Origin of the sequence: Arsenophonus apicola (assembly GCF_020268605.1) — a bacterium.
Lineage (GTDB): Bacteria > Pseudomonadota > Gammaproteobacteria > Enterobacterales > Enterobacteriaceae > Arsenophonus > Arsenophonus apicola.
In genome coordinates this window covers 221,560-246,605 of the sequence record NZ_CP084222.1, presented here as the reverse complement: position 1 = coordinate 246,605, position 25,046 = coordinate 221,560, and the positions used below count along the sequence as shown (strand labels likewise).

The 25,046-nt window shown below is 38.2% G+C and carries 19 protein-coding genes and 4 tRNA genes; 2 read left to right on the top strand and 21 right to left on the bottom strand.

Annotation, left to right across the window (positions count from 1 at the left end; all coding sequences use genetic code 11):
• Nucleotides 1–971: 971 nt before the first annotated feature.
• The 19 genes from LDL57_RS01020 to trxA all read right to left on the bottom strand — a co-directional run bounded on the left by LDL57_RS01020 (nt 972) and on the right by trxA (nt 18,556).
• Nucleotides 972–1,048: transfer RNA gene (locus LDL57_RS01020), tRNA-Pro, on the bottom strand.
• 63 nt (nt 1,049–1,111) lie between these two features.
• A tRNA-Leu gene (locus tag LDL57_RS01015) sits at nt 1,112–1,198 on the bottom strand.
• 19 nt (nt 1,199–1,217) lie between these two features.
• A tRNA-His gene (locus LDL57_RS01010) sits at nt 1,218–1,293 on the bottom strand.
• A gap of 73 nt (nt 1,294–1,366) precedes the next feature.
• Nucleotides 1,367–1,443 (bottom strand) — tRNA-Arg (locus LDL57_RS01005).
• 153 nt (nt 1,444–1,596) lie between these two features.
• On the bottom strand, nt 1,597–2,973 hold the full coding sequence (gene thrP, locus LDL57_RS01000) for a bifunctional threonine/serine APC transporter ThrP (protein WP_225506794.1): 1,377 nt from the start codon (nt 2,971–2,973) through the stop codon (nt 1,597–1,599).
• A 268-nt stretch (nt 2,974–3,241) separates the two neighbouring features.
• The gene (gene wecG / locus LDL57_RS00995; protein ID WP_180558564.1) at nt 3,242–3,979 is read right to left on the bottom strand and encodes a lipopolysaccharide N-acetylmannosaminouronosyltransferase; all 738 of its coding nucleotides are present in this window, start codon (nt 3,977–3,979) and stop codon (nt 3,242–3,244) included.
• A gap of 22 nt (nt 3,980–4,001) precedes the next feature.
• The gene (gene wzyE / locus LDL57_RS00990; protein ID WP_180558565.1) at nt 4,002–5,345 is read right to left on the bottom strand and encodes an ECA oligosaccharide polymerase; all 1,344 of its coding nucleotides are present in this window, start codon (nt 5,343–5,345) and stop codon (nt 4,002–4,004) included.
• Entirely contained in the window at nt 5,345–6,427 is a 1,083-nt protein-coding gene (locus tag LDL57_RS00985; RefSeq protein ID WP_180558566.1) for a TDP-N-acetylfucosamine:lipid II N-acetylfucosaminyltransferase, read from the bottom strand. Before LDL57_RS00985 ends, wzyE begins: the two co-directional genes overlap by 1 nt.
• Nucleotides 6,424–7,674 (bottom strand): lipid III flippase WzxE, encoded by a 1,251-nt coding sequence (gene wzxE / locus LDL57_RS00980; protein WP_180558567.1) that lies wholly within the window; start codon nt 7,672–7,674, stop codon nt 6,424–6,426. The genes LDL57_RS00985 and wzxE overlap by 4 nt, the downstream gene beginning before the upstream one ends.
• Nucleotide 7,675: 1 nt before the next feature.
• Nucleotides 7,676–8,806 carry a dTDP-4-amino-4,6-dideoxygalactose transaminase gene (rffA, locus tag LDL57_RS00975; RefSeq protein WP_180558598.1) on the bottom strand — a complete coding sequence of 377 codons (1,131 nt, stop codon included), beginning with the start codon at nt 8,804–8,806 and terminating at the stop codon, nt 7,676–7,678.
• Nucleotides 8,793–9,515 carry a dTDP-4-amino-4,6-dideoxy-D-galactose acyltransferase gene (gene rffC, locus LDL57_RS00970; protein ID WP_225506785.1) on the bottom strand — a complete coding sequence of 241 codons (723 nt, stop codon included), beginning with the start codon at nt 9,513–9,515 and terminating at the stop codon, nt 8,793–8,795. The genes rffA and rffC overlap by 14 nt, the downstream gene beginning before the upstream one ends.
• On the bottom strand, nt 9,499–10,374 hold the full coding sequence (rfbA, locus tag LDL57_RS00965; protein ID WP_180558569.1) for a glucose-1-phosphate thymidylyltransferase RfbA: 876 nt from the start codon (nt 10,372–10,374) through the stop codon (nt 9,499–9,501). Before rfbA ends, rffC begins: the two co-directional genes overlap by 17 nt.
• 19 nt (nt 10,375–10,393) lie before the next feature.
• On the bottom strand, nt 10,394–11,467 hold the full coding sequence (rfbB, locus tag LDL57_RS00960) for a dTDP-glucose 4,6-dehydratase (protein ID WP_225506783.1): 1,074 nt from the start codon (nt 11,465–11,467) through the stop codon (nt 10,394–10,396).
• A complete protein-coding gene (wecC, locus tag LDL57_RS00955) occupies nt 11,458–12,726 on the bottom strand; it encodes a UDP-N-acetyl-D-mannosamine dehydrogenase (protein ID WP_180558571.1) in 1,269 nt (422 codons plus the stop codon). Before wecC ends, rfbB begins: the two co-directional genes overlap by 10 nt.
• On the bottom strand, nt 12,723–13,853 hold the full coding sequence (wecB, locus tag LDL57_RS00950; protein ID WP_180558572.1) for a non-hydrolyzing UDP-N-acetylglucosamine 2-epimerase: 1,131 nt from the start codon (nt 13,851–13,853) through the stop codon (nt 12,723–12,725). Before wecB ends, wecC begins: the two co-directional genes overlap by 4 nt.
• A gap of 120 nt (nt 13,854–13,973) precedes the next feature.
• On the bottom strand, nt 13,974–15,032 hold the full coding sequence (gene wzzE / locus LDL57_RS00945) for an ECA polysaccharide chain length modulation protein (RefSeq protein WP_180558573.1): 1,059 nt from the start codon (nt 15,030–15,032) through the stop codon (nt 13,974–13,976).
• A 31-nt stretch (nt 15,033–15,063) separates the two neighbouring features.
• A complete protein-coding gene (wecA, locus tag LDL57_RS00940) occupies nt 15,064–16,146 on the bottom strand; it encodes a UDP-N-acetylglucosamine--undecaprenyl-phosphate N-acetylglucosaminephosphotransferase (RefSeq protein ID WP_180558574.1) in 1,083 nt (360 codons plus the stop codon).
• A gap of 241 nt (nt 16,147–16,387) precedes the next feature.
• Nucleotides 16,388–17,647 (bottom strand): transcription termination factor Rho, encoded by a 1,260-nt coding sequence (rho, locus tag LDL57_RS00935; RefSeq protein ID WP_026822640.1) that lies wholly within the window; start codon nt 17,645–17,647, stop codon nt 16,388–16,390.
• A gap of 582 nt (nt 17,648–18,229) precedes the next feature.
• Nucleotides 18,230–18,556: a thioredoxin TrxA gene (gene trxA / locus LDL57_RS00930; protein WP_180558575.1), complete on the bottom strand. Its 327-nt coding sequence runs from the start codon at nt 18,554–18,556 to the stop codon at nt 18,230–18,232.
• Between the two features lie 121 nt (nt 18,557–18,677).
• Here trxA and rhlB point away from each other — a divergent pair, with 121 nt between their 5' ends.
• Together rhlB and gppA are read left to right on the top strand one after the other, a co-directional pair.
• Nucleotides 18,678–19,964 (top strand): ATP-dependent RNA helicase RhlB, encoded by a 1,287-nt coding sequence (gene rhlB / locus LDL57_RS00925; RefSeq protein ID WP_180558576.1) that lies wholly within the window; start codon nt 18,678–18,680, stop codon nt 19,962–19,964.
• An 8-nt stretch (nt 19,965–19,972) separates the two neighbouring features.
• On the top strand, nt 19,973–21,478 hold the full coding sequence (gene gppA / locus LDL57_RS00920; protein WP_180558577.1) for a guanosine-5'-triphosphate,3'-diphosphate diphosphatase: 1,506 nt from the start codon (nt 19,973–19,975) through the stop codon (nt 21,476–21,478).
• A 25-nt stretch (nt 21,479–21,503) separates the two neighbouring features.
• Here the strand turns inward: gppA and rep are convergent, their stop codons facing one another.
• On the bottom strand, nt 21,504–23,522 hold the full coding sequence (gene rep, locus LDL57_RS00915) for a DNA helicase Rep (protein WP_180558578.1): 2,019 nt from the start codon (nt 23,520–23,522) through the stop codon (nt 21,504–21,506).
• A 349-nt stretch (nt 23,523–23,871) separates the two neighbouring features.
• A complete protein-coding gene (locus tag LDL57_RS00910; RefSeq protein WP_225506781.1) occupies nt 23,872–24,759 on the bottom strand; it encodes a metallophosphoesterase in 888 nt (295 codons plus the stop codon).
• Nucleotides 24,760–25,046 lie beyond the last annotated feature (287 nt).

The window sequence follows — 25,046 nt, the reverse complement described above, 5'->3', positions numbered from 1 at the left end:
CTATTGGATGAAATTTTAACTTTGTTAAAAAATTAATAAGATAAAAAAACACCTATCAAAAGATAGGTGTCAAAATACAATCAGGTCTACAGACGGATTGTGCCTCACTCAACGTTGCGTCCGGTTGGTGATGGATATTATTGCATCGATAACGTGGACAATAGGCACATTAAATTGGCTCTGCGTCATCCTATAGTTTATGATGCGAAACGCTATCACAAGAAGCTGGATGAGCATCTACACTCTATCTAAGGCATAATTCATGCCAAAATCATTTTTTTACTCAAAGACACTCTTTTTATTGCTATTATTGAATAAATATTCACCAAATAACGATTGATTGCCTTTTGACAAAATAATTTTACTTATTTTGATTGCCATAACCCACAATAACCAGTGCTAGATTGTCTCTCTTTAGAGACGCTATAGAAATATTTATATTTTTTCTTTATTTTTCATGCAATAAGATGTCTCTATATTGAGACATTAAAAGTTAAGTTTGTTGTTAAAATACGACAAACTTTTATAAATACAAAAAACAACATTTTAAATACAATTATGCCATTATTTCGCTATAAAAATTGGAAAAATAGGCATTCTCAGATAACCAGTATAAACGGATTTATCCATACTCATTTATTTAGCTAAATATAAAGATATAGTCGGCATAAGAACAGATAGATATCTAACCGATACCTGCCAGACCACCCAGCATGTAGCTTCACACCGGATGGTTCGAAAAATTGAGGTTATGTGAGAAGCGACAACTGGACATTTTGGCCCGCATGCAGTTGCACTTTACTTAATTTGTGGTGAGCGGCTTATGACGAGACTTTCACGCGCATGAATGAGCCATGCTAGGCACAAAAGAGAAAAAACAAACCCGGATTAAATATTGTGAGATTGCCATTGTCGCACGCAGGAGCTACAAAGAAAAAACCCTGCAAAAATTGCAGGGTTTCTTGAAAATTTGGTCGGCGAGAGAGGATTCGAACCTCCGACCCACTGGTCCCAAACCAGTTGCGCTACCAGGCTGCGCTACTCGCCGAAAATAAAACAATCTCTATTTTAATGATGTTTTTTATGTAATTTTTAAAACTTATTTATATTATGGTGCGAAAGGGGGGACTTGAACCCCCACATCCGTAAGGATACTAACACCTGAAGCTAGCGCGTCTACCAATTCCGCCACCCTCGCAAGCTGCATAAAACAAATATGGGGTGACTAATGGGATTCGAACCCACGACAACCGGAATCACAATCCGGGGCTCTACCAACTGAGCTATAGCCACCATAAAATCTTTAAAAATCCAATAAATTGGATACAACACTAATCTACTACACCGTAGCAGAGCACGCATTAAATGGCGCGCCCGACAGGATTCGAACCTGAGACCTCTGCCTCCGGAGGGCAGCGCTCTATCCAGCTGAGCTACGGGCGCTTAACGCCGTTGCGGGTGAGGATAGTACGGATTTAATAGCATGCTGTCCAGTGATTTTTTTAATAAAAAGGTTATTTGCTTATGCTTTATCCATTTCAATCACAAAATTAACCTTACTATCATTTTTTAGCCAGTCAAACCGGCTATTACTAATCATTTTTTCATCGCTTTACGGCAGAAAAAATGATTTAAAAAATAGATCACAGAAACAATCAATAAAAATACGCCGCCAACAATTAATGATAAACGCGTATCGGGATTAATTGCCATGCCAACAAGTACACACACCAAAAAAAGCAAGGTCAAATAATTCACGTAAGGAAACAATACCGACTTAAAAGTATGCTGGGTTAATTGCTGTTGATGCACTTGCCGAAAACGCAATTGACTCAACAAAATAACAAACCATGGTATCATTCCAGGCAATACGCTGGCACTATAAACATAAACAAAAACTGCTTGTGGATCAGGGATAATATAGTTGAGACCTGAGCCAACAATAAGACACAAAATTGTTAGCATTATGCACCGGGCAGGCACACCATTTGCTGTCACTTTCAATAAAGATTTTGGTAGTTGTCCATTTTGCGCTAAAGCATAAATCATACGCCCGCCACTATACATGCCACTATTACAACCTGATAATGCCGCTGTTAGTACCACAAAATTAATCACCGCAGCTGCCGATACAATGCCTACTTTGGCAAACATTAGTACAAATGGACTACCGTTTTGACCAATCTCTGTCCAGGGAAATAACGTTACAACAATAAAAATAGCACAAACATAAAAAATTAAGATTCGCCATAAAATATTATTAATCGCTTTTTTTAATGTCACTTGCGGATTTTTCGCTTCCCCAGCAGTAATGCCAACTAATTCAACACCTTGATAAGAGGCCACTACAATACAAAGCGCAAACAAAAAGCCTTGCCAACCACCAGCAAAAAAGCCACCATGCTCAGTCAAATTGGCTAAACCAATAGGTTCAAAATTATTGCCAATACCAACAAAAATCAGTCCTAGTCCAATTAAGATCATCACAACAATCGTGGTAACTTTGATCATGGCAAACCAGAATTCCAATTCACCATACAAACGTACTGCGGCTAGATTAGCTAGAGCAACAAGTACAACCGCAATCAACGCAAAAACCCATTGTGGCACCTCAGGAAACCAAAATTCCGCATAGACACCAATCGCTGTGATCTCTGATATCCCAACAGCGACCCACATGAACCAATAACCCCATGCCGTTAAACATCCCCAATATGGGCTCAAATATTTATAACCAAACGAGGCAAAGGCGCCAGTAACGGGTTCAAGAAACAACATTTCTCCCATTGAGCGCATAATAAAAAAAACAAATAATCCAGCAACAATGTATGCCAGTAATACAGAAGGTCCTGCCCATTTTAACGTACTGGCAGAACCCATAAATAAACCAACACCAATTGTTCCACCTAATGCAATAAGTTCAATATGCCTCGCTTCAAGGCTGCGACTGAGGCCTTGTTCCGGTTTCCCCATAGCAATTTCCTGCCCTTTCAATAATCACTTAATACCATATGACCTTCATGGTCAAAATGACAGATAATAGTGCCGTAATGAAAACATGTTTTTAATAATAACGAAATAAAAATTTATAAATGTAATCAAAATAGTGGTAATTGCTCAACAATGAAAAAACTGTTGTAAGCTAAAAAACCCTATTCTAAAGAAGGCCTAGCAGATCGAATTACGATTTATTACCTGTCAAAGCGAGCCATTGCAAAAGAAATAATATACAAATAAATGACTAAAGTTTGCCACCATAATAATAAGCCAAAAAGCGCAATAATTTTACTTGTCTTTTAATACGACTCGGCTGAGCAAGCAATCGATATAACCATTCCAACCCTAATCGTTGCCATAATTTAGGAGCGCGTTTTATATGTCCAGTAAAAACATCATAAGTACCACCTATTCCCATATAAAGTGCGTCGGGATAAACTTGCCGACAATCACGGATAACAATTTCTTGCTTTGGTGAACCCATCGCTACGGTAACAATTTTCGCGCCACTCGCCTGAATGCGATTAAATAATATTTCACGCTGTTCAGGTTTAAAATAACCATCTTGGCTACCAACAATATTCACCTGCCACTGAGTCCGAAGTTTATTTTCGGTCTGTTTAAGAATTTCCGCTTTTCCACCAACCAGAAATACGGGTACCGCCTTTTGACCTGCGATTTCCATCAAGGCTTCCCACAAATCCGCACCCGCAATACGTGAAACCTTTGCTTGTGGGTATTTACGACGAATCGCTCTGACAATACTGATCCCATCGGCATACAGATATTCTGCTTCAGCGAGTAGTGCATTTAAGTCTGAGTCTTGCTCTGCGGTTAAGACTTTTTCTGCATTAATAGCCACTAATGTTCCAGGCTTAATCTGTTGATTGGAAAACAGATAATCGAGGAAATGGCTTATATCATGGAAACCCCAAATAAGATGACCTCGAATATCATATTTCGGGATCACTTTTTGCTTCATACATTACTCCAGTAGCTATTATTTAGCTTATTTTTTTACAATCATTGGTGATATATATGCGAATTAAACCGGCTTTAGCAAATAACCAATAAACCAATTTGGCAACAAACAGACAAAGCACAAATACCAGACCAAAAAACACCACTCGTGAAACGAAAGAGTCCACACCCTCACGCACAAGAACAATAATATTAAAAATAGCGCCAAAACAGAAAGCTTGCAGAATAACAGCTTTATAACGATTGGTTTCAAGCTTACTTTTTTCATAAAGCCAATCAAACCATTTGATAATCAAGCCAACGCTAATCGCGCCTATAGGAATAAAAACAACCCCCCCCATCACGACTAAAGAACCAATTAATGTTGGCGAAATGGCTAAACCAGAGTGATTATTAAGTACTTGCCAGGTAAAATAATTGGCTGAATTCAATACCATATTAGGTCGTTCAGGCCATAGCCAACTGGGAATAAAAACATAAAAATCACGTACAATCGGGGCTAATCCTTGGAATTCAATTTTGTCATAGTTATCTAGCAACAGTGCCAAATTTTCCCAAGGGGAAAAAGTATCACGGGTTAAATAAAGAAAAGTATAAAAAGCCTCCGCGCCACGAACATTCAACCCATAACGCTCCAATGCTAACCAAAACATGCCAATAATGCCGATAACACCGGCAATGGTTAGCATCCATAAATTGATCCAGCCACGGATGATGCCGATAAATAGGAAAAGTGCAAAGGCAATAATAATATTAGCCCGTGTTCCACCCACAACCAGATAAGTAAGTACCCCAAAAAAAACTGTGCTGAATAGAAAAAACAACCAGCGATACTGGGTCGGCTTTAAAAAATAGACAATCAACATAGCTGGGATGAAGAAATAAAAAAAACGCTTTAAAGCTATGCTAGAAACTTCTCTAGAAAAAATCTGGCTATAGGACTGTAAACGAAATAGTAAAAAGCCATTTTGTAAGAAAAATATCGCCACGGTTACTATGGCAATAAACATCAACAAAAAACAAGTTAACCGGGTTTCTACCCCATTCATAGTGAATAATGGCTTTTGAGATTGTTGGACACTACTTCGCAATCGGGTTTTGTACGCAATATAATAAACAATGTAAAAACTGATAGATGAGAGCAGTGCATTTAATAATGCATTAGCTGGTACCACACTAACATCAAATTGAAAAACAAGTAATCCCGTTAATGGGAAACCAAAGTAGAATGTTAATAAATAAAGTAAAGAAAAAAAGATATTGAAATTGAAACGTTCGCGCCGAAATTCTCGATAGGTTAGCGCTAAAATTAATATCAGAGAGATAAAATAGACTATCGATAGGCCACCAAATTCCGCTAAAGTCATTACTGCTCTCCTATCGATGTCAATGCAGCTTGCCACCCTTTAATAAAATTAGGATTAAAAAAAGCTATTTGGCTTCTAACAATTAACGTCATTTTTTCTCGAATAGCAGCCAGTTGTCGTTCATCCAATTGATCATCATAAAATAGAAAAGGGACACTTTGTTCGATAAGATCCTGCCAAAAGTAATTTTGACGGCTAATAATAAAAGGAATTCCGAACTGAATGAGTAAGCACAATGTGCCGATACCCTGCTGTCGTTTGAAAATAAAGTAACCTACATCACAGCAACGCAGTAAAGTCAGATAGTCATTAAAAGCTATTTTTTCCTTAATAATTATCACCTCCCCATCAGGGAAATACTTTTCCGCTGCCTGAGCGACTTCGCCAATATACATTTGATTATTATCGGGATATCCCATAGGAACAAAAACTTCAACTGGCTGATCAGCAAACTGCTTTTTGATCGCCTGCAATGCTTCAATATGTCGATTGGATTTATCACCTGAGTTACCAACCAAAATTGTTACTTTATCGGTTTGGCTAATCGATTTTTCATAGACGGTTGAAGCCGGATCCATTTTGGTTGGAAAATAGAGCAAAGTTGTTGGTATTGCTGGATTTGCATGAGAAAAATAATTTAAATCACCTCGGGTAGCAAAAACATGCCCTACCCGTTTAAATGCTAGACGCCGTAAATAATAAAATAATCTAAATTTCAATGCAGTTGAGTCCTCATAGAGATCAGCGCCCCAAATATGCCATAAAAATTGTTGTCGACGGATCTTGCCAAATAATAATGCCAACCAAATTGACACATTAAACTGACCATGAAAAAAGAATTGGCAATTTCTTTCAACTTTTGCTTGCCTTGCGATAACTTTAGCGATCGCTTTTTTATTATCAAATTGCTGAATGTTAAGACATGGATAACGTGATGCTAGCGTGGGATCAAGGCTAACGACCATAAACTGTCTTTTTTCTCGTGAAGGCATTGACGAAGATAAAACATCATTAAAATATGCTAACACAGTCTGATTATGATGTGGGATGTCAGAGCCTAATACATGGATTAAGGTTTTCATGTCCGCCTGCAGTAAAGATAAAATATGCCACTAAAAAGCATAAAATAAACGATATAAGTTGCCATATAGGCCTGAGCAGCACCTAAAGCGCCATAAGCGGGTATTAACCAATAAGCAAACCCCGTTAACAACGCAAATTGCGTCACTTCCGTTAAAATGTAGAATCGTAATGCTGCCTTAGCAATAACTAAATAACCGAACACATAAGCGCCAACTTTCAATACATCACCAATCAACTGCCAAGCAAAAAGATCGCGCATGGCGAGAAACTTATCGGAAAAAAGCAGCCAAATTGCCAGATCTCGCAATAGCCATACGGTAAAACTAGTTATCGCTACCGCTGGTAAAACAAACTTCAAAGCTTTAAAAATTTCTGCGCTAATCTCATCTCTATGCTGCAATTTAGCTAAAGTGGGCAATAAATAAACGGTAAAAGATGCGGTAATAAACTGTAAATAAGCATCTGAAATACTAGTCACTGCCTGCCAAATACCCACCTCATCCCAACTATATCGCTCAGACAATAAATTTCTCATCATAATATAGGCAACCGGTAACGTTACTGAAGTAATTAACGCCATTAAGGTAAATTTAGTTAAGTGATGAGCAATAGCCCTATTCCAATTTGGTTTTAAAAACGACCAATTCAGTTGTTTATGGCGTAAAATCATGATCGCTGCTGGCACAACAATCAATGCAGGAACTAAAGCTAATCCTATTAGCGCCCCTTGATAACCATTTAATCTAAAACAAAAATAGTAAGCAATCACTCCTGCTAAGCTTCCGACGATAATCGATAGTGCATTACCTTTCGCATCACGATAACCTTTTAATATAGCCAGAAAATAATTCGCATAAGCAATCCCCATTTGTATCAATGCTAAGGCACAAATAACCATTTGATAATGAGTATGACCAAATAGTGCCAGACTGATAAATGAGCCAAAGAGTAAAAAAATAAGCGCTAATAGGGTTGAAAAACCCAAAATAATGGATGATGAAGTGCCTAATACAGCACTTAATTTTGGGGGTGTCTGATGATATTCAGCAACATATTTGGTCACGCCATTGAAGATCCCTGCACCAGATAAAACGCCAAGTACAGTAATCAATTGACGGAAATTTCCTGCCTGACCAACCCCACTAGGACCAAAAGAAACAGCCAATAATTTGATAACGACTAACCCTGTCCCAATTTTTATCAAGGTTGAAATCGCTGTCCATACAGACGCTTTAGCTAATGACATATCACGCAAAAAAACATTGGATTTGCTTGATCACCTGGCGCTGTTCTTCATCGCTAAGATTATAGAACATAGGTAAACGTACTAAACGATCACTTTCTTTCGTTGTATAACAATCATCACCATGAAACCGGCCAAATTTGTGACCCGCAGGGCTGGAGTGTAAAGCGACATAGTGAAATACCGTCAAAATATTTACTGTTTGCATATGCTTATTAAATGCTGTTCTTTGTGCAATATCTTTCAGTTTGATATAGAACATATGGCCATTTTGTTGCAAATCAGTAGGTATTACAGGTAAATCTAGTTTACCTTCTTCAGCTAAAGGTTTAAGTGCTTGATAATAGTTTTTCCATAAATCTAACCTGCGCCGATTAACTTTTTCCGCCTGCTCCAATTGTGCCCATAAATAAGCCGCCTGTAGATCTGACATTAAATAACTGGAACCAATATCTCGCCAAGTATATTTATCAACTTGGCCACGGAAAAACTGACTGCGATCCGTGCCTTTTTCCCGTACAATCTCTGCTCGCTCAATAAGCGAAGGATCATTAATCAATACAGCACCACCCTCACCACCAGAAGAGTAATTTTTCGTTTCATGAAAACTATAACAACCAATATGACCTAGCGTGCCAAGTGCTTTCCCTTTATAAGTCGACATAACACCTTGAGCAGCATCTTCAACCAAATAAAGATGGTGTTTTTCTGCCAATGCCATAATAGTGTCCATCTCACATGCAACACCAGCATAGTGAACAGGGACAATGGCGCGAGTTTTGGCCGTGATCGCCGCTTCAATTTTATTTTCATCCATATTCATGGTATCAGGCCGGATATCGATAAATACAATCGTCGCTCCCCTTAGTACAAATGCATTAGCGGTAGAAACAAAGGTAAAACTTGGCATAATAACTTCATCACCCGGTTTAATATCCAGCAAAATCGCCGCCATTTCCAAAGCTGCTGTACAAGAAGGGGTTAGCAACGCCTTCGGACATTGAAAATGGGTTTCTAGCCACTTTTCGCAACACTGAGTAAAGTGCCCATCACCACATAACTTGCCACTGTGCATGGCTTCTTGCATGTAACCTAATTCAGTACCAATAATCGGTGGTTTATTAAATGGGATCATGTCGTCCTCGATATAACCAATAAGCGGTGCTTTCAATTTGTGCACCCATTTGCGTATAAAGACGCATAGCGACAATATTACTGATTTGCGTCGCTATCCTTAATCGCTCTAACCCTTGCTGCTCACACCATTGGCATGCTGCTGTTAGTAATTGTTTACCAACCCCTTTACCCTGATGAGCTGGAGCAGTGGCTAATAAACCAACCCTCGCCCCTTTTTCAACGGCTAGTTTTCTTACCGTGACTAAACCCTGAATATCTCCTTGCACATTTTTGACTAACAAGCAGACGTCATCAAAAGTGCCTTTAACGGCTTTTTCAAGCCAAATAGAATAAAAACGGGCATTATCTGCCAATCGATACCAGGGCGTGCGAAAACGGCTATGCGAAAAAGCCGTAGCTGCAATACTTTTCAAGAATTTTATATCTTTTTCAGCCGCCACCGCTAATTCTGAACGGTGATCTTTTATCCGACTAGCAATATCCAGACAAAAATCAACTTCACCTTCTACCAACCAAAAACCCATCGCTAGCATTGTGTCAATCCGTTCAGTATTAGCGGTCGCAATTTTGGCTTGCACAATATCGTAGTCGGCTAATTGTGCTAATGAAACAACCGGTGCATCCGGCGCAAAATGTAACTTTGCCGTTTTACGCTTAAAAAAATCACTTTCCCAACTGAGTATTTCAATATTAGCGTGGATAGACATGCAGCAAATCCTGTAAATATTGACCATAACCAGTTTTTGCCAGTTTTTCCGCTGATTTTCTAACCTGCTCATCAGTCAACCAGCCGTTACGCCATGCGATTTCTTCTAGGCAAGCGATCTTAAATCCCTGCCTTTTCTCAACGGTTTGGACAAACATACTCGCTTCAATCAAGCTGTCATGAGTGCCGGTATCTAACCAGGCAAATCCGCGGCCTAGTAGCTCAACATTTAATTCACCACGCTCAAGATACATTTGATTCAAACAGGTGATCTCAAGCTCACCACGTGGCGAAGGTTTAATTTGTTTTGCAAAATCAACGAGTTGATTATCATAAAAGTAGAGCCCAGTAACCGCCCAATTGGATTTAGGTCGCTGTGGTTTCTCTTCAATAGAGAGCACTTTAAATTGCTCATCAAATTCAACCACTCCAAAACGTTCAGGATCCATCACTTGATAAGCAAATATGGTTGCCCCTGACAGGCGAGCCGTTATAGCTTTTAATTTACCGCTAAAAGCCTGTCCAAAATAGATATTGTCACCTAATATCAAACAACAAGCATCATCACCAATAAATCTTTCACCAATCAAAAATGCCTGCGCTAAGCCGTCAGGCGAAGCTTGTATGGCATAATTGAAATGAACACCGAAAGCATCACCATCGCCAAGTAAACGCTGATAATCAGGCAGATCTTCAGGTGTCGAAATAATCAATATTTCTCGGATGCCAGCCAACATAAGGACCGAAAGCGGATAGTAAATCATCGGCTTATCATAAATAGGTAATAGTTGTTTTGAGACACCGCGTGTAATGGGATACAAACGGGTTCCAGAGCCACCAGCCAAAACAATGCCTTTCATCACGTTTCCTCGTTTTCAATTATGTCGCAATGCCTAAGCGTTGACCGGCATATGAACCATCTTGTACATGACGCCACCAAATTTCATTACTTAAATACCATTCAACGGTTTTATGCATACCCGATTCAAAGGTCTCTTGTGGCTTCCATCCCAACTCTTGCTCTATCTTGCTAGCATCAATTGCATAACGCATATCATGACCTGGACGATCAGTGACATAAGTAATTAAATCACGATAATGAGTCACACCATTCGGCTTAATCGGACGTAATTCTTCCAGTAGATCGCAAATAGTATTTACCACATCGATATTTTTTCGCTCATTATAACCGCCAATATTATAAGTCTTACCCGCATCCGCCTGACTGATGACTAAGTGCAATGCACGAGCATGATCTTCAACATATAGCCAATCACGGATCTGTTCTCCTTGACCATAAACAGGCAATGATTTACCGGCTATCGCATTCAATATCATCAGAGGAATTAATTTTTCAGGAAAGTGATAGGGGCCATAATTATTTGAGCAATTAGTCACTAATGTTGGTAAGCCATAAGTACGCTGCCAGGCTCTGACTAAATGGTCACTGGAAGCCTTTGAAGCTGAATAAGGGCTACTCGGTGCATAAGGGGTTGTTTCGGTAAATAGCCCTGCAGTTGTATGCAGATCGCCATAAACTTCGTCGGTAGAAATATGATGGAAACGAAATAACGGTTTTTTCTGCTGGTCTAAATGATTCCAATAATTGCGAGCAGCCTCTAATAAAAGATAAGTGCCAACAATATTAGTCTCGATAAAGGCGGCTGGCCCATCAATCGAGCGATCAACATGACTTTCCGCTGCTAAATGCATAATAGCATCAGGTTGATATTGCTGAAAAATTTTATCCATTGCCGGCCGATCACAAATATTTATCTGGGCAAAAGAATAACGTGGGCTTTCTATCACTGACGCTAAGGATTCCAGATTACCGGCATAAGTCATGCTATCAACGACTAGCACACTATCGTCAGTATGCTCAATGATATGACGCACGACTGCCGAACCAATAAATCCAGCTCCTCCCGTCACTAAAATACGTTTCAACGCCAAACTCCTTTTGTATCAACCACCCATTTTTGCGGGATTTGTTCACCATTAATCGCCTTAAATTGTTGATGGTCAACCAGCAACAAAATAATGTCTGCATTAGCAATAGCAACTTCAGTAGAAACCAATTGACAAGGGCCATTCAGTACTTTTGGTAACTCATCAATATTGGGTTCTACTACATAAGTGCAGCCCCTATGCCAATCAGCAATTATTTTAGTAATTTGCATAGCGGGACTTTCTCGTAAATCATCAATATCCGCTTTAAAAGCAAGACCAAAACAGGCAATTTTAATTTCATTTGCCAGTTTACCTGTCTCAGTTACACAATCCGCTAATGCTGTCTTGACCTGCTCAACAACCCAAACGGGCTTACTATCATTAACCAAACGAGCATTATGTATCAAACGGGCTTGCTTTGGATTCTGAGCAACAATGAACCAGGGATCAACAGCAATACAATGACCTCCAACACCAGGGCCTGGTTGTAAAATATTGACCCGTGGGTGAAGATTGGCCAAACTAATCAGTTCCCAAACATTGATCCCTTGCTCAGCACAAATAAAAGACAATTCATTGGCAAAAGCAATATTCACATCGCGAAAACTATTTTCTACTAATTTACACATTTCAGCCGTTTTCGCATTAGTGAGCACGCATTCACCTGCCAGGAAAATTTTATATAATTCACTGGCTCGTTGAGATGACTTCATTGTCATACCACCAATAACACGATCATTTTCGATCAGCTCAATCATGACCTTACCTGGCAAAACACGCTCAGGGCAATATGCAATATCAATATCAATATCAGAATCTTCACCTTGTTGCTGTGGAAATGTCAGATCGGTACGTATAGCCGCTAGCAGCTGTGCCATTTGCTCTGTCGCACCAGTTGGCGAGGTAGACTCTAGAATAATTAAATCACCTTTTTTTAAAAACGGAGCAATTGATTCTGCCGCTGCCATAACATAAGAGAGATCAGGCTTATGATCATCTTTAAAGGGTGTAGGAACCGCAATTAAGAACGCATCCGCTTTTTGAGGTGTGGTAAACGCTTTCAAATAACCAGCTTCTACAGCTGTTTTTACCGTCTTATCTAAATCTGGTTCAACAATATGAATTTTGCCTTGATTTATTGTATCAACCGCATGTTGATTAACATCAACCCCAATCACTTTTTTCTGCCGAGCAGCGAATGCGGCGGCGGTAGGTAAACCGATATAACCTAACCCAATAACAGAAATAGTTTCAAAACTCATAATGCCACCTGATTTGTTTTCAACGCTTCAAGAATTCGCAGGCAAGCTTTACCATCACCATAAGGATTATGTGCACGGCTCATTTTCTGGTAAGCATCGTCATCCGTTAATAATTGCGTTACGGCTTGAACAATTTTTTCTGTTTGTGTACCGACTAAACGTACCGTACCAGCTTCAACCGCTTCGGGACGCTCAGTAGTATCACGCATTACTAATACAGGTTTACCTAAAGCTGGCGCTTCTTCTTGAATACCCCCTGAATCCGTCAGGATCAAATAAGCGTTATTCATTAAATAAATAAAAGGTAAATAATCCTGTGGATCAATTAAGATTATATTATTAATACCCTGCAAAATTCGTTGTACTGGTTCACTAACATTTGGATTGAGATGAACCGGATAGACAACTTGAATATCCGTATGACTTCTGGCAATTTCAGCTAATGCATAGCAAATACGCTCAAATCCGTTACCAAAGCTTTCCCGCCGATGTCCTGTAACTAACAGCATCTTTTTATTTTGGTCAAGAAAAGGATATTGCGCAGCAAGGCTTGCCTGTATTGTGGCATCATTCATCACTTTATTACGTACCCAGAACAATGCATCTATTACCGTGTTACCAGTAACAAAAATGCGATGATCAGGGATCGATTCGCCTCGTAAATTTCTTCGTGAGTACTGGGTAGGTGCGAAGTGATACATTGCCAAATGACTGGCAATTTTACGATTGGCCTCTTCTGGCCAAGGAGAATATAAGTTACCAGTACGTAATCCTGCTTCAACATGACCAACCAGAATACGCTGATAAAAGGCAGCTAGACTGGTCGCCATCGTGGTTGCCGTATCACCATGAACCAATACCACATCAGGTTTAAAAGATAGCAATATGGGTTTCATCCCTTCAAGAATACGACAAGTAATATCAGTTAAATCTTGGCCTGGAGTCATAATATCTAAATCATAATCAGGTATGATCTCAAAAAGGTGCAATACCTGATCCAACATTTCTCTATGTTGAGCAGTTACGCAAACTTTCGACTCAAAAGCCTTATCGTTTGTCAAAGCATGTACAAGTGGAGCCATTTTTATGGCTTCAGGACGAGTACCAAACACAGTCAACACTTTCACAGTGGCTCTCTTTTTTATTTTAACTTCATCTACTAATGAGATGTATCTTCAATAATGATTTTACCTTCAACATATTAATAGTTTGTTGAAGTCCCCTATTGTTATATGTTTAGCTAATAATTAGTTTTTGCGTCTTAACAATGCAATACCTACCCCACTCAAGCTACCAATCATTCCCCAAATGACCATCATTAACACTCGACGGGGACTATCACGTTTAACAGGATCTTCTGGCGTTCTTAAATAGCGGTAAGTTTGAAAATTATTCTCGAGAACCGGTTCTACATTTAATGTCGCTAACATCGCTATATTTTGATCATAGCTTTCATCATAATTAGGCCCAGTAGCCTGTAATGTTTCAATTTGTGCTTGTAATAAGGAAGTACCTAATAGAAACATTTCTGAATCAGTTAGTTGATCGATGGGGACATCAACTTTATTACGTGAAATGCCTTGCTTTTGAGCAACTTTTAACGATTGCTGTAAGTTATTTAAACGCCGTTCATAACTGGCCTTTGCGACCATTTCCTGACGTTTAACTAATGTTTTAAAAGATTGCTCCTTTGCTACCCACGCGCCTTTAATTTGCTCATTAAGATTAAAAGTAGCTCGCTTATTGGCAAAAGAAATATATTCGCGTAGTAATTGGTTCGCTTCAGCAGCCGTTTCAGCCACTAATTTTATATTATCATGGAGCATCTTGTTATCATCTCGAGGAGTAAATTGAATATTATCAATAAATTCATCAAGTAATGCAGCATCAGCCTTAGTATTTCCTTCCATGCGTGTTTTATAGTAATCACTATTTAACCAAAATTCTCGTCGGGTATCATAAGAACCAACTTGAGCAGTAAATTCCTGATAAACCTGATTCGCAATGGTTGGTAACTGATTATCTTGCGCTTCATTAATATGCGAATCCAAATTTCGCAAAAATTGCTGTTGGGAATAATATACTCCTAAATTATTAACTGTAGGTAAATCAGTGACAGCATTAGCACTCCATTTTTGTTGCATCATGTAAGAAACGATCAATGCAACAGTCGCAAAAATAAATGCTAAAGAGATAATCCATATTTTTCCCTGCCATAGCGAACAAAATAACCTTCTGATATCTAATTCATATTCAACAGACTGTGAGTAAGAATTAGGTTTGGGTTGTGTTTCTGATTTTGTCACTGGTATGAAACTCCTTTAAACATTTGTTTATTCATTTCGCTATACGTTGCATCCGACGTTTAACCCGTTTCACAAAACGGGCCACTTTCCAAGCACGTTTAATACAGTAGCCATAGATAGCAAATATAAGCAAAAATAATGCCAACATCACCCATTCAGGAATAAAATTTGAACGTTCACCGATCATGCCTATAGCTGCTAAAATAGCGGCCGCTAAAGTAATTAAGATAAAAGCTTGGCTTGAAGTAAAACCTGAACGCATAATCAAATGATGAATATGTTGTCTGTCGGGTGAAAAAGGACTCATTCCTTTACGAAGGCGCCGATACATAATGGCAATCATATCCATCAAAGGAATCGCAATAATCCAAAGGGCAGTCACTGGTTTAATTGAACGTTGCTGACCTTGTGTCGACATCAAAAGCAACCAAATAATGGTGAAACCAATTAATGTACTACCCGCATCTCCCATAAACACTTTATAGCGCTTTCCCAATAAACCTAAATTCAGGAATATATAAGGAAGAATGGCAGCAATAACAGCAAAACACCAAAAAGCTAATGCCATATTGCCATTTTGATAAAGCAAAATACCTAACGCAGCAAAGGAAATACAAGAAAGCCCACCAAGCAGACCATCAATACCATCAACCATGTTAAAAGCATTAACAGCTGCCCAAACAGCAAGTAACGTCGTCAAATAGCTTAAAGGCCCTAATTTTATTTGCCATGGACCAAGGACATAGCCTAAGTTATCTAACGTTAGACCTGCAAAATAAATCATGACAAGCGCAACAATCGCTTGAATAGTTGCTCGAATTTTAACACTAATATCAAAGCGATCATCTAATACACCAACAAATACTAAAATCCCAGCACAAATCAAATACAACCATTTATGTGGAATATATTCGTTTGTAATCATGAATGCTAAACTAATACCAAAAAAAACCGCAATACCACCAACCAAAGGAATTTCTCCCTGATGTGTTTTTCGATGATTAGGTTCATCTACCAGACCAAATCTTTTTGCTATTTTTCTCGCAATAAATATAAAGATCAACGAAAACAAAAAAACCCAAAAAACATCGATTAGTAAATCTAGTGTGTGCACAATATTTACTCGCTTATAATTTTTTTAGACATCATCCACTGAATCCATTTCCATGTATAGACTATAAGTGTACTTTAAGTTAGCGTATATGTAACAATAACAAAACATTTCTATCATCTTGTACCAGCTATTAATAAGCAAAATCTATACCAGAATAGAGACTACTGGATAATAAAAACGAACAAAATAAAACGCCACATAAAAGTGGCGTTTTACAATAAATCATTAAATAAATAGCAATTTAAGAACGTTTCATGAAATCGAAAAATTCATCATTGGTCTTCGTCATTGCTAATTTATTAATTAAAAATTCCATTGCATCAATTTCACCCATAGGATGAATAATTTTGCGCAATATCCACATTTTCTGTAACTCATCAGGTAAGGTTAATAATTCTTCCTTACGCGTACCGGAACGATTATAATCAATCGCCGGGAAAACACGTTTTTCCGCTATTTTCCGCGACAAATGTAACTCCATATTTCCGGTGCCTTTAAACTCTTCGTAGATCACTTCATCCATTTTAGAGCCAGTATCAACTAGTGCTGTAGCAATTATCGTTAGGCTTCCACCTTCTTCTACATTACGTGCCGCACCAAAAAAACGTTTTGGGCGATGCAGTGCATTTGCATCCACCCCACCAGTTAATACTTTTCCAGAGGAAGGAACCACTGTGTTGTAAGCACGAGCAAGACGCGTAATCGAATCTAAAAGAATAATGACATCTTTTTTGTGTTCAACTAAACGCTTAGCTTTCTCTATTACCATTTCAGCAACCTGAACGTGGCGAGATGCAGGTTCATCAAAGGTTGATGCAATGACCTCACCTTTAACCAGGCGTTGCATTTCGGTCACTTCTTCGGGTCGCTCATCAATTAACAACACCATCAAAACACAGTCTGGATAGTTATTGGCAATATTAGCTGCAATATTCTGCAATAACATGGTTTTACCTGCTTTTGGTGGAGCAACAATTAAACCACGCTGCCCACGCCCAATCGGGGCGGCCAAATCCAAAACACGAGCTGTCAAATCTTCTGTTGACCCATTGCCACGCTCCATACGTAAACGGTTATTAGCATGTAGCGGTGTCAGGTTTTCAAACAGGATTTTACTACGAGCGTTTTCAGGTTTATCAAAATTGACTTCATTAACTTTTAGTAGGGCAAAATAGCGTTCGCCTTCCTTAGGAGGACGAATTTTTCCTGATATGGTATCTCCCGTTCGTAGATTAAAACGACGAATTTGACTAGGAGAAACATAAATATCGTCAGGACCGGCTAGATAAGAGCTGTCAGCAGAACGAAGGAATCCAAATCCATCCTGCAAAATTTCTAGCACGCCATCACCAAAAATATCTTCTCCACTTTTAGCATGTTGCTTCAAAATCGAGAAAATAATATCCTGTTTCCTCATGCGGGCTAGGTTCTCTAGCCCCATACTTTCGCCAAGAGTAATCAATTCAGATACCGGCGTATTTTTCAATTCGGTAAGATTCATAATGGTGGGTTCTTAAACTCGGGGTATATTTTTTGAACTATGAACAATAAATAGTATAGCAATCTCTAAATGCCTGTTTAAATAAAAATACAAAAACCTTAACGATTCTTGATGAATATATCAATTTCATTAGGATATAAATTCATGTTGTAGCAGTAATTTGTTAATTTACTACCTTCGATAATACTCTTTATACAGCAAAGACAGAATAAGACTATAAGAATTCATCTCAAAGTTGATGAGAAAATCTCACTTTATACTTCTTAGGCCCTACACAACAGCACCAAGCAAATAACAAATGGAACATGTCTGTCTAAAAGAATTATCTCTATGGGAGTCAATGGAATTCAAACCATTGTAGGATATAGATTATCCAGAGATAACAAATATGTCTATACATAATAGCATATTCAATATGTACACATTAAGATAAAAACGCGTATCATATTAAGTAATGGCGCTAAGTTACCATGCTTCAAAGCAGACGTCTAGCTATGAATCGCATAAAAAGCAGACGTCAAACAGGAAATTGAGAAAAAATATTGGCCTACTAAACGTCTGTTGTTAATATTTTATGGAAAATTATAAGTATTTGTCTAAAAATTCTTTTAATTGAGTTTTAGACAGAAGACCAACTTGCTGGCCAATCTTCTCGCCATTTTTAAAAAGCATTAAAGTAGGAATGCTACGAATAGCATATTTAGCCGCTATATCACTACTTTCATCAACATTCAATTTGGCAATAATCAATTTAGCTGTATATTCATCAGCAATTTCGTCTAAAATAGGGGCGATCATTTTACAAGGGCCACACCATTCAGCCCAAAAATCAACTAATATTGGTTTTTTTGCATCTTTGATTGTTTTTTCAAAATCAACAGCAGATAGATGAATAACTTTGCCGCTCATTGCGATACTCCAAGGATCAAGTTTTTATGTCGTTTCAGTCTAACATTAATTTAACCATGTTTGCTTTATTTCAAACAATCTTCTTTCATAAAGCAACCGTTAACTGATATTCTAACACACTATGAGTAAAACACATTTGACAGAAAAGAAGTTTATAGACTTCGCCCTACACCCTAAAGTTATTGAAGCCCTTAATAAAAATGGCTTTCATAATTGTACGCCGATACAAGCGTCAACATTGCCTTTTACTGTCGAAGGCCGTGATGTTGCGGGGCAAGCACAAACAGGAACAGGTAAGACATTGGCTTTTCTTACCTCAACATTTCATTATTTACTTACACATCCAACAAATACAGAACGTCAAGTTAATCAACCGAGAGCGCTAATTATGGCTCCTACACGGGAATTAGCCGTTCAGATATATTCTGATGCAAAAGAATTAGCCGCTATAACAGGCTTAAAAATGGGCTTAGCTTATGGTGGTGATGGCTACGACGAACAACTGCATGTGCTCCAATCGGGAGTAGATATTCTCATCGGTACAACCGGGCGCTTAATCGATTATGCTAAACAAGGCCATATTCATTTAGGACTCATTCAGGTGGTTGTACTTGATGAGGCTGACCGCATGTATGATCTTGGTTTTATTAAAGATATTCGTTGGCTATTTCGTCGAATGCCACCCGCCACCCAACGCTTAAATTTACTTTTTTCCGCAACACTTTCTTATCGTGTTCAAGAACTGGCATTTGAACAAATGAATCAACCGGAATATATTGAGGTAGAACCTCAACAAAAAACAGGTCATCGCATTAAAGAAGAACTTTTCTATCCTTCTAATGAAGAAAAAATGCGTCTGTTACAAACGTTAATCGAGGAAGAGTGGCCCGAAAGATGTATAATTTTTGCTAATACTAAACATCGCTGTGAAGATATCTGGGCCCATCTTGCTGCTGATGGTCACCGTGTTGGCTTACTGACTGGCGATGTGGCACAAAAAAAACGGCTACGTATTCTTGAACAGTTTACTCAAGGCCATTTAGATATCTTAGTTGCAACAGATGTTGCCGCCAGAGGTTTACATATCCCATCTGTCACGCATGTATTTAATTACGATCTACCTGATGATTGCGAAGATTATGTTCATCGTATTGGCCGTACCGGACGAGCGGGTGAAAGCGGTCATTCGATTAGTTTGGCTTGTGAAGAGTATTCTTTAAATCTACCTGCTATTGAAGAGTATATTCAGCATCAAATTCCTGTCAGTAAATATAACAGTGAGGCATTATTACAAGATTTACCGATGCCAAAACCACGTCGTCGTCCGCTTACTAACGGCACACGTCGAAACAATAGTAGCCAAAGCAGACAGAATAATTCACGCAACAATCGTAAACGTCCGAGCTAATAAACATTATGTTAAAATCATCGCTTTACGCAGCAATTGATCTCGGTTCTAACAGCTTTCATATGTTAGTAGTGAGAGAAATTTCTGGTTATGTACAGACTCTTGCCCGCATAAAGCGTAAAGTCAGACTGGCCGCTGGCCTTGATGAAAGTAATTATTTATCTCAACAAGCAATGGATCGTGGCTGGCAATGTTTGCATCTTTTTTCTGAGTATTTACAAGACATTCCTACTGAACAAGTGCAAATTGTTGCTACGGCAACACTTCGTCTCGCTAAAAATGCCGACCTTTTTATTAAGCAAGGAGAAAATATTCTCGGGCATCCTATCAGGATTATTACTGGAGAAGAAGAAGCTCAACTGATTTATCAGGGGGTAGCATATACTTCTGGCGGTTCAGATAAACGATTAGTGATAGATATCGGCGGTGGCAGTACTGAAATTATTACCGGTACCCATGTTAAACATAGTCAACTTGTTAGCCTTAATATGGGTTGCGTTACTTGGCTTGAACGTTATTTTAAAGATCGTAATTTGACCGAAGAAAATTTTGCCCACGCTGAAATTGCCGCCCATAAGATTATTAAACCTATCGCGAGCCGTCTTATTAAGCAAGGTTGGCAAATTTGTGTCGGTGCTTCAGGTACAATACAGGCTATTCAAGAAATTATGCTGGCAGCTGGTATGGATGAACGTATTACGCTAGATAAATTACAATCATTAAAAAAAGCGGCGATCACCTCCGGAAAATTAGAAGAATTGGAAATCAAAGGGTTAACGTTAGAACGTGCGCTGGTTTTTCCCAGTGGTTTAGCTATTTTAATTGCCATATTTGCAGAATTAAAAATCGATTATATGATATTAGCAGGCGGAGCATTGCGTGAAGGGTTAATCTATAACATGCTTGATCTCCCTGCAAAACAGAATATACGCGCTGTTACACTGGCTAATATTCAACATCGTTTTCAAATTGATATCGAGCAGGCTAACCGGGTAAAGAGGTTAACAGAATATTTCTATTCACAATTAAAGAAAAGCTTTTATCGTGATAATCACCAAGTTGATGAGCTATTAAAAGGCGCTAGCGCGTTGCATGAAATTGGCTTAAGTATTGATGCTCGTCATGTTAATAATCATGCCCATTATCTCATCAGCCATCTGGATATGCCAGGTTATACACATACACAAAAACGCCTGTTAGCGACTTTGCTAAAAAACCAAACTGGCCCGATTGAGTTAACAGAATTAACCCAACAAAATGCGATCCCAGTCCAACATGCTATTCTTCTTTGTCGGCTTTTAAGACTGGCGATTATTTTTACTCTTCCACGTCGTGACAATACCATGCCGTTATTACGTCTTAGAGCAAATAAAGAAACCTTAATCCTTACGTTACCCCATCAATGGTTATTGGAGCATCCACTTTGTTATGAAAATTTACAACAAGAAATCCAATGGCAAAGTAATATCAATTGGCCTTTGCTACTAGAAGAACAAACTGAATTAACTCAATAATCTCAATCTTTTTAATAAGCAGAATTTATTTTTTATTTAACCCCAATCTGGCTCTGATATCAGCAATAGCAGACTGCCCTTTTTCCATTCGCTGTTCGGCTGTCACTATTTTTTTATTTTTCTCCCAGATCAAATCATCTTGCGGTAATTCTTGTAAAAAGCGACTGATTTCGGGTCGAATAAGCTCACCATATTGCCGTCGCTCTCGACAATGGGTAAAAAATATCTCCCGTTGAGCACGGGTTATGCCAACATAAGCAAGCCGGCGCTCCTCATCGATATTATTTTCATCAATACTAGTTTGATGAGGTAATAAACCTTCTTCCATACCAACTAAAAAAACGTAAGGAAACTCCAGTCCTTTAGAGGCATGCAGAGTCATTAATTGCACTTGATCTACATCTTCGGCTGTTTCACCACGCTCCATCATATCCCGCAAGGTAAAGCGTGATACAACCTGCGATAACGTCATCGGTTCATCAATATCATTGCCATTGATCATTTCATCCATCCAGCCAAATAATTGATTAACATTCTTCATCCGCATTTCAGCCGCTTTGCTACTATTTGATGTTTCATATAACCAACTTTGGTAATCAATGTCATGCAGAAGATCTCTCACCGCCAGCAGTGGCTCGCGTTCAGCTCGCTTAGCAATTTCAGCTAACCAATGGGTAAAATGTTGTAATGCCGTCAAGCCGCGTCCAGTTAATGTTTGTTCAAGGCCGACATCAAAACTGGCTGCAAACAGGCTTTTTTGGCGCAAAATCGCCCATTCACCTAATTTCTGAATTGTTTTCGGCCCAATTTCACGTTTAGGTGTATTAACTATACGGAGAAAAGCGCTATCATCATCAGAATTAGTCAGTATTCGCAAATAAGCTAAAATATCTTTAATTTCTGCACGTGAAAAAAACGAAGTTCCACCGGAAATACGGTAAGGAATACGATTTTGTAACAATAATTTTTCAAATAGACGTGATTGATGGTTACCGCGATATAAAATAGCATAATTTTTATACTGAGTCTTATTGATAAAATGGTGAGCAACCAATTCGCCGATCACACGCTCGGCCTCATGATCTTCATTGTTAGCAGTGATAACTTTTAATGCTTCACCATAACCCAATTCAGAAAATAATTTTTTATCAAAAACATGCGGATTATTAGCAATCAATATATTAGCTGCTTTCAGAATACGACCAGAAGAGCGATAATTTTGCTCTAATTTAATCACTTTAAGCTGAGGAAAATCGGTTTTTAGTAAGGTTAAATTTTGCGGTTGGGCACCACGCCAGGAATAAATCGATTGATCATCATCACCAACAACCGTAAAACGTCCACGTTTACCTACCAACAATTTAACCAGTTGATACTGGCTGGTATTGGTATCTTGATATTCATCTACTAGTAGATAACGGATCTTTTGCTGCCAACGCGAACGTACTTCTTCATTCTCATCCAGCAAACGGGTCGGTTTAGCAATTAAGTCATCAAAATCAACCACATTACAACTTGATAAATGTAATTCATAACGTCGATAACATTCAGCGAACCGCTGTTCCTGTTCCGATTTTACTTGTGCCATCACTTGTCTGGCGGTTAATAGCTCACTCTTCCAGTTAGAGATTATTGACGCCAACTGTCGTAATAGATCTTTATCTTCTTCCAGTAAATCAAAGGTTAGCTCTTTCAGTAGCACCATTTGATCGTGTTCATCAAATAATGAAAAATTGGCCTTTATGCCTAATGCATTATGTTCCCGTTTAATAATTTCCAATCCTAAGGTATGAAAAGTAGAAACCATTAATCCTCTGGTTTCTTTTTTCCCTAAGGTTTGCCCGACACGCTCCTTCATTTCTCTAGCTGCTTTATTGGTGAAAGTGACCGCCACCACCTGACGCGGTAAATAGCCACAATGACGAATTAAGTAGGCAATTTTATTAGTAATAACCCGGGTTTTACCTGACCCTGCTCCAGCCAAGACTAAACAGGGGCCGTCAACATATTCAACTGCTTGTTGTTGATTGTAATTTAATCGCATAGCGTGTTAGTTGACCACTTTTCCATTATTTGTCGTAAGGTAAAATTGTATCAGAAAGCAAACCAGTAAAAAATGGCATAAAAAACCCGCTATTTAATGATGAAAAATACAACGGGTAAAATATCGATCTTTAAAAAATCTATGGGGGCACCATCGATTAACTCGTTAGTGAAGATTATCCGCAACCCAATCTTTGTAACAGTGTCATATTCTATTAGAATATCGAAATAGCCAAAACTAAAAGTTATACCCTAAGCGATTTTTATAGAAAAAACTATAGTTTCAAAGATACGTTTATAGCCTAAAGCGTAAGTTACTAGTTACTATTCAGATTCGGTTGTTAATCCAATTAGAATGTTTTTATATAATTAGCCTTACCAGATGAACCATTATAAACATGGACCTTTAAATCGCGCCCATTTACATCAACGACAAGAAAATCACCTTTAAATAATGCGCCGCTATTATAAACTTTAACATTGCCAAAAAATTCATGCCTCCCATAAGGGTTCTCTTGGGCAACTTGGTGTGTATGACCAATAAAAACAGCTCTAACATCATAATCACTCATAAAACGTCTAAATCTATTTTTTTCTTCAGTACTACTATTGTGAATAAAATGCTCAGTACCATCATGTAAATTTATTACGATGGACTTGCCTCTTTGCTTGGCGCTTTTTAGATCAGATTCTAACCAATCCATCGAGCTGGTTACACTAATTGTTTTTTCTATCCAATGATCTAGTTCTACGTGATAAGTTGGATAATTCTGTAACTGTACATAATGAATATCACCATAATCCCATGAATAAGCCTTACTTCCCCAATAGATACCACTATCGTATGAAAAATTAATTGAAGAAGGATAATCTCGGTACTCTTCTATTCGAGAATGCATATCAAATACCATTCCTCTAGCACAGGCATTGTAGCTAAAATCAGCATTATCCTGTTCTGTACAATCACCAACATTGTTTTGATAATCATGATTACCTAATCCAACGTAAACATTAAAAGTTAACGCCTGAGGCGAAAAAAAGGTACGATAGCTTTCCCTTTGAGATCTACGCCCATATTCTGTTAGATCTCCATTAATAATGCCAAATGGAACAAGAAGATCTACATTCAACATAGTAATACTCAATCGCACCAAACTTAATTTATCATGCCATCTATTGCTATCATTATTAGGCTCATTATCCGCTAATGCTAGACGCCATGCTTGAGGATCTGACATAACAAAAATACTGTATCTAGAACTAGAATTAATTGATTCAATTTTATTTTCCATATTTTAAATCTCCCTTATAGTATTATGAAAAGTATAATGTTACAGAGGATTAAAAATATATCACTCTAAAAATCAATAAAATTAATATAAATTAACTACAAAACTACAGGATAATTTTTGTCATGAATGAATAATTGTTTTATTTACTATATAAAAATTTATCTTCTTATTTTAAGTAATTTTTATTTTTTCAAAAATTCTAAAACCGAGCCACACCGGTTCGCTTTATGTAT

Excerpts from the sequence above, each read along its gene's own strand:
- thrP (WP_225506794.1), bottom strand. The coding sequence starts at position 2,973 with ATGGGGAAACCGGAACAAGGCCTCAGTCGCAGCCTTGAAGCGAGGCAT.
- wecG (WP_180558564.1), bottom strand. The coding sequence starts at position 3,979 with ATGAAGCAAAAAGTGATCCCGAAATATGATATTCGAGGTCATCTTATT.
- wzyE (WP_180558565.1), bottom strand. The coding sequence starts at position 5,345 with ATGACTTTAGCGGAATTTGGTGGCCTATCGATAGTCTATTTTATCTCT.
- LDL57_RS00985 (WP_180558566.1), bottom strand. The coding sequence starts at position 6,427 with ATGAAAACCTTAATCCATGTATTAGGCTCTGACATCCCACATCATAAT.
- wzxE (WP_180558567.1), bottom strand. The coding sequence starts at position 7,674 with ATGTCATTAGCTAAAGCGTCTGTATGGACAGCGATTTCAACCTTGATA.
- rffA (WP_180558598.1), bottom strand. The coding sequence starts at position 8,806 with ATGATCCCATTTAATAAACCACCGATTATTGGTACTGAATTAGGTTAC.
- rffC (WP_225506785.1), bottom strand. The coding sequence starts at position 9,515 with ATGTCTATCCACGCTAATATTGAAATACTCAGTTGGGAAAGTGATTTT.
- rfbA (WP_180558569.1), bottom strand. The coding sequence starts at position 10,374 with ATGAAAGGCATTGTTTTGGCTGGTGGCTCTGGAACCCGTTTGTATCCC.
- wecC (WP_180558571.1), bottom strand. The coding sequence starts at position 12,726 with ATGAGTTTTGAAACTATTTCTGTTATTGGGTTAGGTTATATCGGTTTA.
- rho (WP_026822640.1), bottom strand. The coding sequence starts at position 17,647 with ATGAATCTTACCGAATTGAAAAATACGCCGGTATCTGAATTGATTACT.
- trxA (WP_180558575.1), bottom strand. The coding sequence starts at position 18,556 with ATGAGCGGCAAAGTTATTCATCTATCTGCTGTTGATTTTGAAAAAACA.
- rhlB (WP_180558576.1), top strand. The coding sequence starts at position 18,678 with ATGAGTAAAACACATTTGACAGAAAAGAAGTTTATAGACTTCGCCCTA.
- gppA (WP_180558577.1), top strand. The coding sequence starts at position 19,973 with ATGTTAAAATCATCGCTTTACGCAGCAATTGATCTCGGTTCTAACAGC.
- rep (WP_180558578.1), bottom strand. The coding sequence starts at position 23,522 with ATGCGATTAAATTACAATCAACAACAAGCAGTTGAATATGTTGACGGC.
- LDL57_RS00910 (WP_225506781.1), bottom strand. The coding sequence starts at position 24,759 with ATGTCAGATCCTCAAGCATGGCGTCTAGCATTAGCGGATAATGAGCCT.